A 15,052-nucleotide genomic window follows, 5' to 3' on the forward strand; every position below is an offset into this window, starting at 1 on the left:
TAATGGTTATTTCATCATTGTGGCCAATGAAGCCAACATTGTGGCCAACGAAGCAAAAGAAGTAGCATTGGATATTATCGTGGCAAAATTAAACTTCTTCGTCTTGTTAGGTACCACAATCTCACAACCTGGCTCAATTTGCTTCTTTCCGTTTCCTTTCACCTCGGCTACCTGACCATTCATATAAATAATAAATTTCTGATTCTTCTTGGCATTGACAGAATACCCTCCAGCCTGGCTCAGGTAATATTTCACGCTTTTCCCTTTCGCATACGATACTGTATTGGGCATCATGACAGCTCCATTCACCTTTACGGTATTATTATACTCAGGCACCATCAGTACATCTCCTTCGCGCAATACCAGATCTGCATCACTTCCCGGATTGGCCAAAGCAGCCTCCAAGTCTATCCCGACCGTATATGTACTGTCGACCTTTAAACCCAACGTATTGGCCATAGCGGCTCCGATTTCACGACGCATCATCTTCACCACATCCTCCATCCTGCGCAGTTCCTCTTCATTCGCGACCCGACGCAATTTTGCTCCTCGCACGTATGCAAACCGGCTCACTCCTCCAGCTCGTTCTACCAGACTACTCAAACGTTCATTCTTTGTATTCAACGTATAATCACCCTGATACAAAACTTCCCCTTCTATCGTCACATTCAATTGTTCCGCATAACTAGGGCTACGCCGTACAAATACCTGATCATAAGGCTGCAATGTAAAACCAGGTTCTCCATCTACAATAAAGCCATCTTTCAAGCCAAAAGAAAAATTTTGTCCAATAATATCGGGTTCAGTAGTGCTTTTCGAGTTACGGATTCGGCGGGATACATCCACACGCACCGTAGAAGCAGACTCTTTCAGACCTCCTGCCGTAATTACCAAATCTTCCAGGCTCATGTGGTCTGCATAAGTATAACTGCCAGGCCGATTCACCTCACCACTAATCGTGACTTTCCCCATGTCCTGCAAATCATGTATGCTTGGAATGTATAACACATCGTTCTTTTGCAAAGCTATATCAGGCGATGTCCCGGCTAAAATTCCTTCAATATTTACCGGCAAAACCTCCCGTGTCAGATTCTCCCGTTCCCGATAAAGTACGGCACGTGCTGTAAAAGCCTCTCCCAACAATCCATCAGCTTTCTCTACAAGCTGACGCACCGTATTTAGAGATCCGCTTAATTCATATATTCCCGGATGATATACAGCTCCTTTGACCTCCAATCGGTTTTTAAAGCGATTCAGAATAGAATCTACTGTTACCCAGTCTCCATCTTGCAATTTAAAGGTCGAAAAATTCAATTCATCCACAGTAGCCACAGAAAACTCCTTTCCATCCTGCCGCAACACCCTGATACTTTTCTTGTATCCATCAGAAGAGAATCCACCTGCATATTTCAACAAGGTCGCAGCCGACTCACCTTTTTTCATTTCATAAAACATCGGGCGCTTTACCTTTCCTGTAATTTTAACAAGCTCCTCATAGGTAGGTACGATTATCACATCGCCATCCTGTAGATGAATATCATCTTGAATCTGTCCCCTCATGATGTAATCATACACATCCAAATGAGCCACTGTTTTTCCTCCACGCGCCACTTGCACATTACGCAGGCTACCAATATCGCTCACACCTCCTGCTACATAAAGAGCATAAAAGACCGTAGAAAGTGAAGATAAAGAATAAGTACCCGGTGCCATCACCTCTCCCATTACATTCACCTGAATTGTACGAATATTACCCAAAGTAACACGAATATTGTTTCCCGAGTCCGCATAAATCTTACTCAATTCCTGTTTTAACAAGCGCCGGGCTTCTTTTATAGTTGTATTATTCAGAAAAACGGGCCCCAAATTGGGGATATTCACATAGCCATCAGGCGAAACTGCAAGCTTCAATGTAGTCTGACTGGCTCCCCAGACATCAACAATCACTTCGTCTCCTGGCCCCAAACGATAATTTTCCGGTGTAGCCATATTCAAGTTAGGCTGGAATGTCAATTTCTCAATATTAAAGATATTGCGCCCGAAGACATCGTTCTCACCCGCAGGTTCCGTCATCAGTCCCCGACGCTTCTCCATACTTTTTTTCATTTCATCCGACCATCGGCTCGCATCCTGAGTACCTGTTGCCTGCGACTGTTCCGAGGTATTTGATTCTTTTCTTACACGACTGACTTTTTCATCCGAATTTGACTTCGACGCTACCTCTGTTTCCGTATCCGATGATACAGAAGAATCCAATGCACCCGAATAAGTAGATTTCAACCGCAACAACTGTTCCTGAGTCGCTCCCTTCGCCAACAACTCCATGGCAATGGTCTGCTGGTCTTTCCCCTCCAAATATGCCTGTTTTGCATATTCTATAATCTGGCTGTCCGTCATCCCACTTTGAGCATACACACTCGCCCCGCCAAGCAGACATAACCACAGCACCAATCTTGCGAACTGTTTTCTCATTCTGTCTATAATTTTATCGTTTTAAGGACAAAGATACATGTTTACGAGATAACCACCAAGTTTACAGCTATCCTAATAAAAAACGATACTATGAAAAATGGAAAAAATCTGTCAAATAAAAAATACGAATCCTTTTTCTAGCTCCTATTATTTATCAAACCAATCGAGATAGGAAATCGCCAGAATTCAAAACATAAATATTGTTAATTCTTCGCAAATATAAGCCCTATAAACATGTTACATAACATAAAAGCATTATCTTTGCATCGTGTTTTTCATGGTATTAGATTTAAGGTTAATGAAGATTGGGAGTCTGGGAAGATTCCCTTTTTTTATACTCATTCATTCCATCCAATCATCCGATTTAGAAGTTAAAATATTGCCAAAAAAAGGACCGCCTCGAGTGAAGCAGTCCTTAACTCTATTTCTATTCTTTATTATTTCAGCTATTGGAAAAATACATCATCGAGGCGTGTATTATTTTCCTCTTCAATCTCCGTCAGTCTGTCTTTACACGGATCAAAATCTCCCGGTATGTCAAAAGTCTCATCCTGCGAATATCCAAGCGTTTTGTCCGCATAAACTTTCTGCATATAAATTCCCCAAATCGGTAAAGCCATGGAAGCGCCTTGTCCATCACGCATGGTATCAAAATGAATATCACGCTCTTCACCACCAACCCAGCATCCAGACACCAATGAAGGAGTAAATCCCATAAACCATCCGTCGGAATTACGATTTGTTGTTCCTGTCTTTCCTCCCATATCAGCCTTAATGCCATACAAACGACGTATACGTCCACCTGTTCCCTCATTAATAACTGCACGCAACATCACAAGCATTTTATAAGAAGTAGATTCACTGACAACTTCATTTACCTGAGGTGTAAAGGTAGCCACCACATTGCCGTCGCTGTCTTCTATACGAGTAACGAAAAGCGGAGCCGTACGAATGCCCTTATTTACAAAAGCAGTATAAGCACTCACCATTTCCCCTACTGAGATCTCACAGGGGCCCAGGCATAAAGACACCGTAGGCTGAATATCCTTATTCAGCACCCCAAAGGAATGTATCAAACGAACCAAATCGTATGGGCTAAGCTTACTCATCAAATAAGCCGAAATCCAGTTATTAGAATTAGCCAACCCCCACTTCAAGGTAACAATTTCCCCATAATGCGATTTAGAACTATTACGAGGCGACCAAGCCTTTCCGTTCTCATCAAAAAGTGTCTGCTCCACATTACGCACTTCATCACAAGGAGAAAAACCGTTTTCCATGGCCAGCGCATACAAATAAGGCTTGATGGTAGAACCTACCTGACGACGTCCCACCATTGCCATGTCATACTGAAAATAATTGTAGTTAGGCCCTCCTACATACGCCTTGACATATCCCGTAATCGGATCCATCGACATAAAACCAGCCCGCAAGAAGTGCTTGTAATACTTTATAGAATCAAGCGGCGTCATAATGGTATCCTTTTCTCCATCCCAAGAGAAGACCGACATTTCATATTTAGTATTGAATGCCTTCATGATTTCCGCTTCTGAACATCCGTCCGCTTTCATAGTCCGATAACGGTCGCTTTGATGTATAGAACGACTCAGAATCTGTTCCACCTCTTCCGGAGTCAACTGATTCGTATAAGGAGCTGTTTTCCGTCCGCTTTTTTCTTTAAAGAAACGTGGCTGCAAATATTTTGCCACATGCTCATAGACAGCTTCTTCCGCATACTGTTGCATCCGGGAATTAATTGTTGTATAAATTTTCAGGCCATCTACATAAAGATTGTAATTGGTACCGTCTTTTTTCTTGTTTTTAGCACACCAACCATACAGCGGATTCGTTTCCCAAGCGAGAGAGTCTTCGTAGTATTTCTGCATTTGCCATCCACGATAATCGCTTCTGTCAGGCTTACGAGCAGTCATTATTCCTCGTAAATATTCACGAAAATAAGTAGCCAAACCATCTTTATGGTCTACAGGCTGAAATTTCAAGACCAAAGGAAGAGCTTGCAAAGAGTCACATTCCTCTTGGGTAAGATACCCCGCCTTACGCATCTGATCAAGGACTGTATTACGACGACCACGTGAACGTTCATTAAAACGACGCGGATTATAAAGCGAAGGATTCTTACACATTCCTATCAACGTGGCAGCCTCCTCTATTTTCAAGTTTTTAGGATCTTTCCCGAAATAAGTTTTAGCCGCGGTCTTGATTCCCACAGCGTTGTTCAAAAAATCAAACTTATTAAGATACATGGTCAAGATTTCTTCTTTCGTGTAATAGCGTTCCAGCTTTACAGCAATCACCCACTCAATCGGTTTCTGCAACAAACGCTCCATTACGTTGTCGGCAGTAGGTGAATAGAACTGCTTGGCCAACTGCTGGGTAATGGTACTGCCCCCACCTGCATGTTTCTGCATAAAAATTCCACGTTTGACCACCGCACGCATAAATGCACGGGCATCAATCCCCGAATGATCTTCAAAGCGAACATCTTCTGTCGCCACCAATGCATGTACTAAATGAGGAGACAAATCTTCATATCCTACATACACACGGTTTTCCTTACTAAGAGACCAAGTGCCCAACAACTTTCCATCATCTGAAATAATCTGTGTGGCAAACTTCAGGTTCGGATTTTCCAATTCCTCTACCGGAGGGACATAACCTATTTTTCCATTGGCAATGGCCGCAAAAACAATCGCCACAGTCAGCATACACAAAAGGACAAATGCCCACAATACATATATGAATATTTTTCTCATACGTTATTATATTCTTTGATTCGTTCTGTTGAAGTCGCAAATTTACGGAATTTATCCGAAATAATGGTTCATTTTTCACAATATCCTGAGAAATGCGAAAACATCGCCCGAAATCTGAATAAAACGGTGGTATTTTTATTTTTTTTACCTACCTTTGAACTCCGGTATTATAAAAGTAATCAAAAACAGCTAACATGGAAAATAGAAGTTTAGTTACTATCGCCGAACATTCCAAAGAGAAAATCCTGTATCTTCTGGAAATGGCAAAAGAGTTTGAAAAGAAACCTAACCGCCGCCTTCTGGCTGAAAAAGTAGTTGCAACCTTGTTTTTTGAACCTTCCACTCGTACGCGCCTGAGCTTTGAAACAGCCGCGAACCGCCTAGGGGCAAGAGTCATCGGATTCACAGACCCGAAAGTGACCAGTTCTTCAAAAGGAGAAACACTGAAAGACACCATCATGATGGTCAGCAACTATGCCGATATCATCGTAATGAGACACTATCTGGAAGGTGCTGCACGATATGCCAGCGAGGTAGCTCCTGTACCTATCGTCAATGCAGGAGACGGAGCCAATCAACATCCTTCGCAAACCATGCTCGACTTATACTCTATTTATAAAACTCAAGGCACACTGGAAAACCTAAACATCTATCTGGTAGGTGACCTGAAGTACGGAAGAACTGTTCATTCCCTTTTGATGGCCATGCGTCACTTCAATCCTACTTTCCATTTTATTGCTCCGGATGAGTTGAAAATGCCGGACGAGTACAAGCTGTATTGCCAAGAGCATCACATCAAATACGTTGAACATACCGATTTTACAGAAGAAACTATTTCCGACGCAGATATCCTCTATATGACACGTGTACAGCGTGAACGTTTTACCGATCTGATGGAATATGAAAGAGTAAAGGACGTGTACATTCTGAACAATAAAATGCTGGAACATACACGGCCCAACCTGCGAATTCTTCACCCACTACCCCGCGTAAATGAAATTACTTACGACGTAGATGATAATCCTAAAGCTTACTATTTCCAACAAGCTAAAAATGGTCTTTATGCACGTCAAGCTATTCTATGTGATGTACTAGGTATTACACTTGACCAAGTAAAAGCTGACACTGAAAAATAATCCGGAAAAACATTCAATTCAAGTAACTATGAGTGAGAAAAAAGAATTACAAGTAGCCGCTCTCAAAAACGGTACGGTTATCGACCATATACCATCTGATAAATTATTTACGGTTGTCTCCCTGCTGAATCTACAGGATGAAGACGCCAACATTACAATCGGCAACAACTTTGAAAGCAAGAAACTCGGGAAAAAAGGAATTATCAAAATAGCCGACCGTTTCTTTACAGAAGAAGAAATCAGCCGACTGTCAGTTGTTGCTTCCAATATCAAACTAAACATCATCCGTGACTATGAAGTAGTGGAAAAGAAAGAAGTTGTAATGCCCGATGAATTGAAAGGTATTGTAAAATGCAATAATCCCAAATGCATCAGCAACAACGAACCGATGCAAACTTGGTTTCATGTAATCGACAAGGAGAAAGGACTCCTGAAATGTCATTACTGTGAAAAGGAACAGCAGAAAGACAATATCAAACTTCTGTAAGCATGAAGCAGGACTGGAAACCAGGAACCATGATTTATCCACTTCCAGCTGCCTTGGTTACATGCGGGAGCTGTGAAGAAGAATACAACATTATTACCGTAGCGTGGGTAGGTACAATTTGTACCAACCCGCCTATGTGTTATATTTCTGTCAGGCCAGAGCGATACTCCTATTCTATTTTGAAAAAGAATATGGAGTTTGTCATCAACCTAACCACAAAAGACATGGCTTTTGCGACAGACTGGTGCGGAGTACGCTCAGGAAAAGATTACAATAAGTTTCAGGAAATGAAACTTACACCCGGAAAATCCAGTATGGTACAAGCTCCTTACATTGAAGAATCACCACTCTGCATTGAATGTCGGGTGAAAGAAGTGATAAGCTTGGGATCACACCACATGTTCATCGCAGATGTGGTAAACGTAAAAGCTGACGAAAAATACCTGAACACTGAAACCGGGAAATTTGAACTGGCACGTGCCAACCTATTGGTTTATGCCCATGGAGGCTATTACGAACTAGGAGAGAAAATTGGAAAGTTCGGATGGTCAGTAGAAAAAAAGAATAAATAAAAGAATGATAAGAAAAGTCGTATTCACTGTCATAGGAACTGGAATGCTAGCCATTTGCGACCTGCAAGCACAAGCCATGCTCACGCCTATGGTCACGCTGAAACAGCCCCGTTTCAACGTGGGAGTGAAAGCCGGCTTTAATTCCTCCATGTTCTTTACAGATGAAATATCCATCAATGGTAAGAAACTGGAAATGGCGCAAAACAACTACAAAGTAGGCTACCTAGCTGCCGTATTCTGCCGATTTAATCTAAAGAAACACCATTTTATTCAACCAGAATTTTCCTGCAACATCACACAAGGCAGCGTGTCTATTCCGTTCACGCTGGCCAACTCGGAGCTCCTCAAAGAAAATGCATTGATAAAGAAAAAAACAACTACACTTGATATTCCCATTTTATATGGATATAAATTCATTGATGTACATCCCTATGGAATGGCTTTCTTTATCGGGCCTAAAATTACCTGGATATGGAAACAGCACAGTTCTACCGAATTCACTGGCTTTTATCAACAAGAAATCAAAGAAGAACAACACCCGCTCCAATACAGCGGAGTAATAGGATTGGCTGTCAACGTGTCGAACATTTTTTTTGATTTCCGTTATGAAATCGGTCTGCATAACACCATACGGTCAATGACCTATAACTCCAACCTCACTGAATCTCCATACAATGAAGGAAAGATTCAGCTTCAGCAGCGGAAAAACATACTTAGTTTTTCCGTAGGAGTAATTTTTTGACATGAGAGTTTTCACTTTAAAAGAATATATCATGAAACGAGACGATTCAATTTTTAACATTATTGAAAAAGAACATCAGAGACAGCTGAAAGGTATCGAACTGATTGCTTCTGAGAATTTCGTAAGCGAACAAGTCATGCAAGCCATGGGCTCCTGCCTAACCAACAAATATGCGGAAGGATATCCAGGAAAAAGATATTATGGAGGATGCGAGGTTGTAGACCAAAGTGAACAATTGGCCATCGACCGTATCAAGCAGATCTTCGGAGCAGAATGGGCCAACGTTCAGCCTCATTCTGGAGCACAAGCCAATGCAGCCGTCTTCCTGGCAGTACTGAATCCTGGCGACAAATTCATGGGATTGAACTTAGCTCATGGAGGTCATCTGTCACATGGATCTTCGGTCAATACCTCTGGCATTTTATACACCCCCTGTGAATATAACCTGAACAAAGAAACAGGTCGTGTTGACTATGACCAAATGGAAGAAATAGCCTTGAGAGAACATCCGAAATTGATTGTCGGTGGAGGTTCTGCTTACTCACGCGAATGGGACTACAAACGGATGCGTGACATTGCTGACAAAGTAGGTGCTCTACTGATGATTGATATGGCCCACCCTGCTGGATTGATTGCAGCCGGCTTGCTTGACAATCCGGTGGAATATGCGCATATCGTCACTTCTACAACACACAAGACTTTGCGTGGGCCACGTGGCGGCATTATTTTGATGGGTAAAGATTTTCCGAATCCATGGGGAAAGAAAACGCCGAAGGGAGAAATCAAAATGATGTCACAATTACTGGATTCAGCGGTATTCCCCGGAATTCAGGGAGGCCCATTGGAACATGTCATCGCAGCCAAAGCTGTCGCTTTCTACGAGTGTATGCAACCAGAATACAAGGAATATCAAATTCAAGTACAGAAGAACGCCCGTGTGCTTGCACAAGCTTTAATGGACCGTGGCTTTACCATTGTATCAGGAGGCACTGACAACCACTCCATGCTAGTGGACCTGCGTACAAAATATCCAGACCTGACCGGAAAGGTGGCAGAAAAAGCACTGGTTGCTGCCGACATTACAGTCAACAAAAACATGGTACCTTTCGACACACGTTCTGCATTCCAGACTTCTGGAATCCGTCTGGGAACTCCAGCTATCACTACTCGTGGAGCAAAGGAAGACCTGATGTATGAAATTGCGGAAATGATTGAAACAGTTTTGTCTAATGTAGACAACGAAGAAATAATTGCTTCTGTACGCCATCGCGTGAACGAAACTATGAAAAATTATCCTATATTTGCATATTAACTAAACGAAAAAAAGAAATGAAAACAATGAATTCTATGGCTATCTTACTGAGCGCATGCTTAGTATTTAGCAGTTGTGGTATGACAAATACGGCCAAAGGTGGATTACTCGGAGGAGGTAGCGGTGCTGCATTAGGTGCATTGGTAGGTGGAGTCATCGGCCATGGTAAAGGAGCAGCTATCGGTGCCGCTGTAGGTGCAGCAGTGGGTACTGGTGCAGGTGTACTGATTGGAAAGAAGATGGATAAAGCTGCCGCACAAGCAGAACAGATTGAAGGAGCACAAGTAGAACAAGTTACTGACAACAACGGATTGCAGGCCGTAAAGGTCACTTTCGATTCAGGTATCCTGTTCAACACCAGCAGTGCCACTCTGAGCAGTTCTGCCAAATCAGCCTTGAGCAAATTTGCCAACAATGTGCTCAATCAGAACAAAGATATGGACGTAGCAATTTACGGATATACGGACAACACAGGATGGAAAAACAGCACTGCAGAACAGAGCAAACAGAAAAACCTCGACCTCTCACAGGAACGTGCACAGAGCGTATCCAGCTACCTGCTGGGATGTGGCGCTTCTTCCAGCCAAATTAAGTCTGTAACCGGTATGGGTGAAGAAAATCCAATAGCGGACAACTCCACCGAAACCGGGCGTCAACAAAATCGTCGTGTAGAAGTTTACATGTATGCCAGCCAACAAATGATTCAGCAGGCAGAAGCTGGAACACTTCAGTAAACACACCTTTCAAAAGTCTATAAACAAATTATGCCGGGTCTGTCAGGCCCGGCATAATTTTCATATAAAACATTCACACAAAACATGAATAAAAAACGGATATTAAAATACCTTCGCAACTTGATTATCTTCTTCTTTGCTTCTTCCATCCTCTCAGTCGTTGCATTGAAGTTTATTCCAGTCTACATTACTCCGTTGATGGTAATACGAAGCGTAGAGCAACTGGCGCAAGGTGAAAAAATTGTAATGAAACATCACTGGGTACCTAAAGAAAAAATCTCACGCCATCTCCCCATGGCCGTCATAGCCTCAGAAGATAACCGATTTGCCAGCCACAATGGATTTGATTTCAAGGAAATCAGTAAAGCCATGAAAGAGAACAAAAAACGTAAAAAAGCCAGAGGAGCCAGCACTATTAGCCAACAGACTGCCAAGAATGTATTTCTATGGCCTTCTTCTTCATGGGTAAGAAAAGGGTTCGAAGCATACTTCACGGTATTAATCGAGCTAATTTGGGACAAAGAAAGAATTATGGAAGTCTACTTGAATTCCATTGAAATGGGCAACGGTATTTACGGAGCAGAAGCTGTAGCAAAGTCGCATTTCCATACCACAGCTGCCCAACTCACACGCAAGCAATGCGCACTCATCGCCGCCAGCCTTCCGAATCCGCGCAAATTTAATTCAGGAAAACCCAGTTCTTACATGTACAAGCGTCAACGAAAAATCATGTACTTGATGAAATGCATCCCTCCCTTTCCCGAAAAACGGTAAAAGGCATCAGGGATGCTCTGGATCTCCCTTTAATATAGGAAGCGTAATCTGATATTTCACTGCTAGAATACGAGTGACAAATACCGTCATACCGCCCATAATCTGTGACAGCACGGCATCCATGTCTAATCGCAGACAAATCCAATAAACAAGACCGCCAATGACACAAGCCATAGCATAAATCTCTTTGCGGAATATCAACGGTATCTCATTAATAAAAATGTCACGTAACACACCTCCTGCTGCACCAGTAATACTACCCATCAAAATAGCAATCCAAAAAGGATATCCCAATGTATAGGCTTTACTGAAACCCACAATGGTAAACAAGGCCAAACCAATGGTATCAAACAGGAAAAAAGTATTGTTCAGACGAATCACATATTTTCCAAATAGAATGACAAAAAACATCGCAAAAGCTGTACATATCAAGTACATGGGGTCGGTCATCCAACCCGGAGTCACATCCAACAAAAGATCACGAATTGTTCCTCCACCGATGGCTGTCGCCAAACCGACTACATAAGCACCAAACCAGTCAAACCGCTTAGCGGAGGCCAGACGAATCCCACTGATAGCAAAAGCGAACGTTCCTATAAAATCCAGAACTGTTACAAACGAAGGCATCTGAAATAATTCCATATCAAATTCTAAAAGAAGTTTTTACCATGTATAGCTCAAACCAAAACTGAGAAGCTCCTGCAATTGGAAATAACTGGCATCTTCTTCCCGTGCAACTCCGTCATCAAATCGCCCGTGTACAAAAAGTTTTGTAGAAAGATACTTGTTCACCGAAAATGTAAAAGTATTCTCCCATTCAGCCAATACCTTCTCATAGTTGGTCGTATAAGAAAGACGTGATTCCCACATCAGAGCCGAAAACACCTTCCATTTCAAGGTAGTCTCCAAACGAGAACCCCATACGCTTTCACGCTTATGTCCTTCTTTAATATTAAACTTTGTAGGATCAACTCTATCGCTAGCTACACTATAAAGCGTGTAGTTAAGCGGATTAACCAGCACAGACAAATTGCAGACACCGTCTTTTACATACTTATAATCCATACCTAAACCAACATTCAACTCGGCTGGAGAAAAGAAAGCAGATACGAGATTGTCTGAATTTGTATCATAATTTGAGAAGAACTGTGTCTTGAATTCTGCCGACAACGTATAATACCACGTACTGAAAGCCTTATAGCCCAACTTCGAACTCAGTCGGAGCAAGTCATTGTTAGCCTTATAGCTATGCACCGTATCCGAAGGAGCCGTTATAAAACCCAGTTTCCATTCTATCTTGTTTTCAAACTGAACACGCTGTCTGTCATCGTAATTAGCCTGCCAAGTAAAGCCTGAAAGCAAAGACTTCGTACTTTCTCCACCCTTATACCAGTTGGCAGATATGTAGTTTTGCGAGAACTGCAAATACCCGTTCCCTCCCAAGGTCCAAAAATTAGGTTTGATTACCAACAAATCTTTCTCAGACACCCGGTTAGGCAACTCATCATTTTGCATCATATCCAGCAAGTTTTCTTTTCGAGGCTGATCAATAATCACATCTCCATAAATCGGTTTCAACCCTTCCAGGTTATCCTCATTTTGTTTGACCAACTGAGGATAAGTTAAATAAAAAGAAAGCAATTGACGATTGATATATCGGTCTACCTTTTCCGTATGACACAGATTCTTCACCTGAGGCAGAGACTTCATCCATTCATTTTCCTCTTTTATAAAAGGTATTCTTGGTTTCCAGTCAGAAATACTGAACGCCTGTTCAATCGGTTCCTCATAATAAGTCGCAGGCATGGAGAGTTTATAGTAATCCGGGTTAGAACGAATTCCTGTAATCAACAGATAAATATCGTCCCAACGTTCCAGTTTCGCGTCATAATCCTTTCGGAAATCCTGAACCAGTTGATTGAAATTTCGTACCTGCATAGAAGGTATATCCGATGTAATTCTAGCCATTGAAGCAATCCCGGCCTTTTTTTTTATCCCCCCAGCAGAACGAGAGGTCACCCCAGCCGAATCTACTGCATTTGTCAAAGTATCAGCTGGAATCGCATCCACTTGTGCAGCCAATCCGCTACACATTAAAGTCAATATTCCCAAAAGAATCGATTTTTTCATTTCATTTCATGCTTAAAACCTGTGCAAAAGTACGATTTATTTCTCTAAAAACCGCTTTACCTAACAGTAATTACACAATAAAACAAATTTACTATTCCTTTGGTTTGAATCCACCCGCATGAAACTAGTGAAAACCCAAGGATATTCCATGCAAAATAAGGTTTTACCCCCTCTTACTTTTGTGGGTTCAGCTTTTTTTTATAATTTTGCAACTTTGAAGAAGTAGTTCTTCGTGTCAGAAGGCAGGTATCTTCAGACATATATAATTTAGAATCAAATTTTTAAATATTCATATTGTGGCAGAAACAAAGTATATTTTCGTAACAGGTGGTGTAGCCTCTTCATTGGGAAAAGGAATCATCTCATCATCTATCGGTAAGTTGCTGCAGGCCAGAGGCTACAGCGTAACCATCCAGAAGTTTGACCCGTATATCAACATCGATCCGGGAACTCTGAACCCTTATGAACACGGAGAATGCTACGTAACCGTAGACGGGCACGAAGCCGACCTCGACTTGGGACACTATGAACGATTCTTGGGTATCCAGACCACCAAAGCCAACAACATTACTACCGGCCGTATCTACAAGAGTGTAATTGACAAGGAACGCCGGGGTGACTATCTGGGTAAGACCATCCAGATTATCCCTCACATCACCGATGAAATCAAACGCAATGTCAAACTGCTGGGTAACAAGTACAAATTCGACTTTGTTATCACTGAAATCGGAGGAACAGTGGGTGATATCGAATCACTCCCTTATTTGGAAAGTATCCGCCAGCTGAAAAGGGAGCTGGGCAAAAACGCTTTGTGCGTACACCTTACCTACGTGCCTTATCTGGCTGCCGCCGGAGAGCTGAAGACCAAGCCGACCCAGCACTCTGTCAAGGAACTCCAGTCAGTAGGTATCCAGCCGGACATTCTGGTGTTGCGTACCGAACACGAACTGAGCACGAACCTGCGCAAGAAAGTCGCTTTGTTCTGTAACGTAGACGAAAGCGCCGTTATCCAGTCTATGGATATGCCAACCATCTACGAAGTACCTTTGCGTATGCAGGAACAGAAGCTTGATGTCACCATTCTGGAAAAGATGGGACTTCCGGTAGGCGAAACCCCGACCCTCGGCCCGTGGAGAGACTTCCTGAACCGCCGTCACAATGCCACTGAAAAGGTAAAAATCGGTCTGGTAGGAAAATACGATTTGCAGGACGCCTACAAATCTATCCTCGAAGCCCTTTCACAGGCGGCTACCTACAACGACCGCAAGGCAGACATCCACTTCATCAACAGTGAGAACCTGACAGAAGAAAACATTGAAGAAAAGCTGAAAGACATGGACGGAGTTATCATCTGTCCGGGATTCGGCCAGCGCGGTATCGAAGGTAAGTTCATCGCCATCAAATATTGCCGTACACACAACGTGCCGACCTTCGGTATCTGTTTGGGTATGCAGTGCATGGCCATCGAATTTGCCCGCGATGTACTGGGTTATGCCGATGCCAACAGCCGCGAGATGGACGAAAAGACTCCGCACAATGTCATCGACATCATGGAGGAACAGAAATCCATCACCAACATGGGAGGTACCATGCGTTTGGGAGCTTACGAATGTGTCATCGACCCGACTTCCAAAACGTATCAGGCTTACCAGAGCGAACACATTCAGGAACGCCACCGTCATCGTTACGAATTCAACAACAGCTACAAGGAAGAATTCGAAAAGGCCGGCATGAAGTGCGTAGGTATCAATCCGGAATCAGACCTGGTGGAAATCATCGAAATCCCGACCCTGAAATGGTTCATCGGTACACAGTTCCATCCGGAATACAGCAGTACGGTACTGAAACCCCATCCGTTGTTCCTGTCCTTCATCAAGGCAGCCATCAACAAGTAAGTCAAAAATAACATTGTAAAGAAA

Annotated in this window: 12 protein-coding genes; 8 read left to right on the forward strand and 4 right to left on the reverse strand. The window is 42.7% G+C overall.

From position 1 onward, the window contains the following. Positions 1-6 precede the first annotated feature (6 nt). A complete protein-coding gene (locus OCV81_RS02060) occupies positions 7-2,472 on the reverse strand; it encodes an SLBB domain-containing protein (RefSeq protein WP_148327946.1) in 2,466 nt (821 codons plus the stop codon). Between the two features lie 446 nt (positions 2,473-2,918). Continuing rightward, on the reverse strand, positions 2,919-5,246 hold the full coding sequence (locus OCV81_RS02065) for a transglycosylase domain-containing protein (RefSeq protein ID WP_148327948.1): 2,328 nt from the start codon (positions 5,244-5,246) through the stop codon (positions 2,919-2,921). 194 nt (positions 5,247-5,440) lie between these two features. Here OCV81_RS02065 and pyrB point away from each other — a divergent pair, with 194 nt between their 5' ends. From pyrB to mtgA, 7 genes are all read left to right on the forward strand, one after another. After that, on the forward strand, positions 5,441-6,382 hold the full coding sequence (gene pyrB / locus OCV81_RS02070; protein ID WP_148327950.1) for an aspartate carbamoyltransferase: 942 nt from the start codon (positions 5,441-5,443) through the stop codon (positions 6,380-6,382). Positions 6,383-6,410: 28 nt separating this feature from the next. Next, positions 6,411-6,869, forward strand: coding sequence for an aspartate carbamoyltransferase regulatory subunit (gene pyrI / locus OCV81_RS02075; RefSeq protein ID WP_148327952.1), 459 nt, complete (start codon positions 6,411-6,413; stop codon positions 6,867-6,869). A 2-nt stretch (positions 6,870-6,871) separates the two neighbouring features. Continuing rightward, on the forward strand, positions 6,872-7,441 hold the full coding sequence (locus tag OCV81_RS02080) for a flavin reductase family protein (RefSeq protein WP_148327954.1): 570 nt from the start codon (positions 6,872-6,874) through the stop codon (positions 7,439-7,441). Between the two features lie 4 nt (positions 7,442-7,445). After that, positions 7,446-8,183: a porin family protein gene (locus OCV81_RS02085; protein ID WP_148327957.1), complete on the forward strand. Its 738-nt coding sequence runs from the start codon at positions 7,446-7,448 to the stop codon at positions 8,181-8,183. 31 nt (positions 8,184-8,214) lie between these two features. Next, the gene (gene glyA / locus OCV81_RS02090) at positions 8,215-9,495 is read left to right on the forward strand and encodes a serine hydroxymethyltransferase (protein ID WP_148327959.1); all 1,281 of its coding nucleotides are present in this window, start codon (positions 8,215-8,217) and stop codon (positions 9,493-9,495) included. 17 nt (positions 9,496-9,512) lie between these two features. After that, positions 9,513-10,229 carry an OmpA family protein gene (locus OCV81_RS02095; protein ID WP_148327961.1) on the forward strand — a complete coding sequence of 239 codons (717 nt, stop codon included), beginning with the start codon at positions 9,513-9,515 and terminating at the stop codon, positions 10,227-10,229. A gap of 84 nt (positions 10,230-10,313) precedes the next feature. Beyond that, complete coding sequence (gene mtgA, locus OCV81_RS02100) at positions 10,314-11,003, forward strand: monofunctional biosynthetic peptidoglycan transglycosylase (protein ID WP_148327963.1); 690 nt, start codon at positions 10,314-10,316, stop codon at positions 11,001-11,003. Positions 11,004-11,009: 6 nt separating this feature from the next. Here the strand turns inward: mtgA and OCV81_RS02105 are convergent, their stop codons facing one another. Then, on the reverse strand, positions 11,010-11,630 hold the full coding sequence (locus tag OCV81_RS02105) for a trimeric intracellular cation channel family protein (protein ID WP_148328080.1): 621 nt from the start codon (positions 11,628-11,630) through the stop codon (positions 11,010-11,012). Positions 11,631-11,666: 36 nt separating this feature from the next. After that, complete coding sequence (locus OCV81_RS02110; RefSeq protein WP_148327965.1) at positions 11,667-13,133, reverse strand: DUF3078 domain-containing protein; 1,467 nt, start codon at positions 13,131-13,133, stop codon at positions 11,667-11,669. A 296-nt stretch (positions 13,134-13,429) separates the two neighbouring features. Between OCV81_RS02110 and OCV81_RS02115 the strand changes: the two genes are divergently transcribed. Then, positions 13,430-15,028, forward strand: coding sequence for a CTP synthase (locus tag OCV81_RS02115; RefSeq protein ID WP_148327967.1), 1,599 nt, complete (start codon positions 13,430-13,432; stop codon positions 15,026-15,028). Positions 15,029-15,052 lie beyond the last annotated feature (24 nt).

It is taken from the genome of Phocaeicola fibrisolvens (genome assembly GCF_025567125.1).
Taxonomy (GTDB): Bacteria; Bacteroidota; Bacteroidia; order Bacteroidales; family Bacteroidaceae; genus Phocaeicola; species Phocaeicola fibrisolvens.

Coding starts and splice junctions, on each gene's coding strand:
- OCV81_RS02105 (WP_148328080.1), bottom strand. CDS start 11,630: ATGCCTTCGTTTGTAACAGTTCTGGATTTTATAGGAACGTTCGCTTTT.
- glyA (WP_148327959.1), top strand. CDS start 8,215: ATGAAACGAGACGATTCAATTTTTAACATTATTGAAAAAGAACATCAG.
- OCV81_RS02080 (WP_148327954.1), top strand. CDS start 6,872: ATGAAGCAGGACTGGAAACCAGGAACCATGATTTATCCACTTCCAGCT.
- OCV81_RS02065 (WP_148327948.1), bottom strand. CDS start 5,246: ATGAGAAAAATATTCATATATGTATTGTGGGCATTTGTCCTTTTGTGT.
- OCV81_RS02095 (WP_148327961.1), top strand. CDS start 9,513: ATGAAAACAATGAATTCTATGGCTATCTTACTGAGCGCATGCTTAGTA.
- pyrI (WP_148327952.1), top strand. CDS start 6,411: ATGAGTGAGAAAAAAGAATTACAAGTAGCCGCTCTCAAAAACGGTACG.
- pyrB (WP_148327950.1), top strand. CDS start 5,441: ATGGAAAATAGAAGTTTAGTTACTATCGCCGAACATTCCAAAGAGAAA.
- OCV81_RS02085 (WP_148327957.1), top strand. CDS start 7,446: ATGATAAGAAAAGTCGTATTCACTGTCATAGGAACTGGAATGCTAGCC.
- OCV81_RS02060 (WP_148327946.1), bottom strand. CDS start 2,472: ATGAGAAAACAGTTCGCAAGATTGGTGCTGTGGTTATGTCTGCTTGGC.
- mtgA (WP_148327963.1), top strand. CDS start 10,314: ATGAATAAAAAACGGATATTAAAATACCTTCGCAACTTGATTATCTTC.
- OCV81_RS02110 (WP_148327965.1), bottom strand. CDS start 13,133: ATGAAAAAATCGATTCTTTTGGGAATATTGACTTTAATGTGTAGCGGA.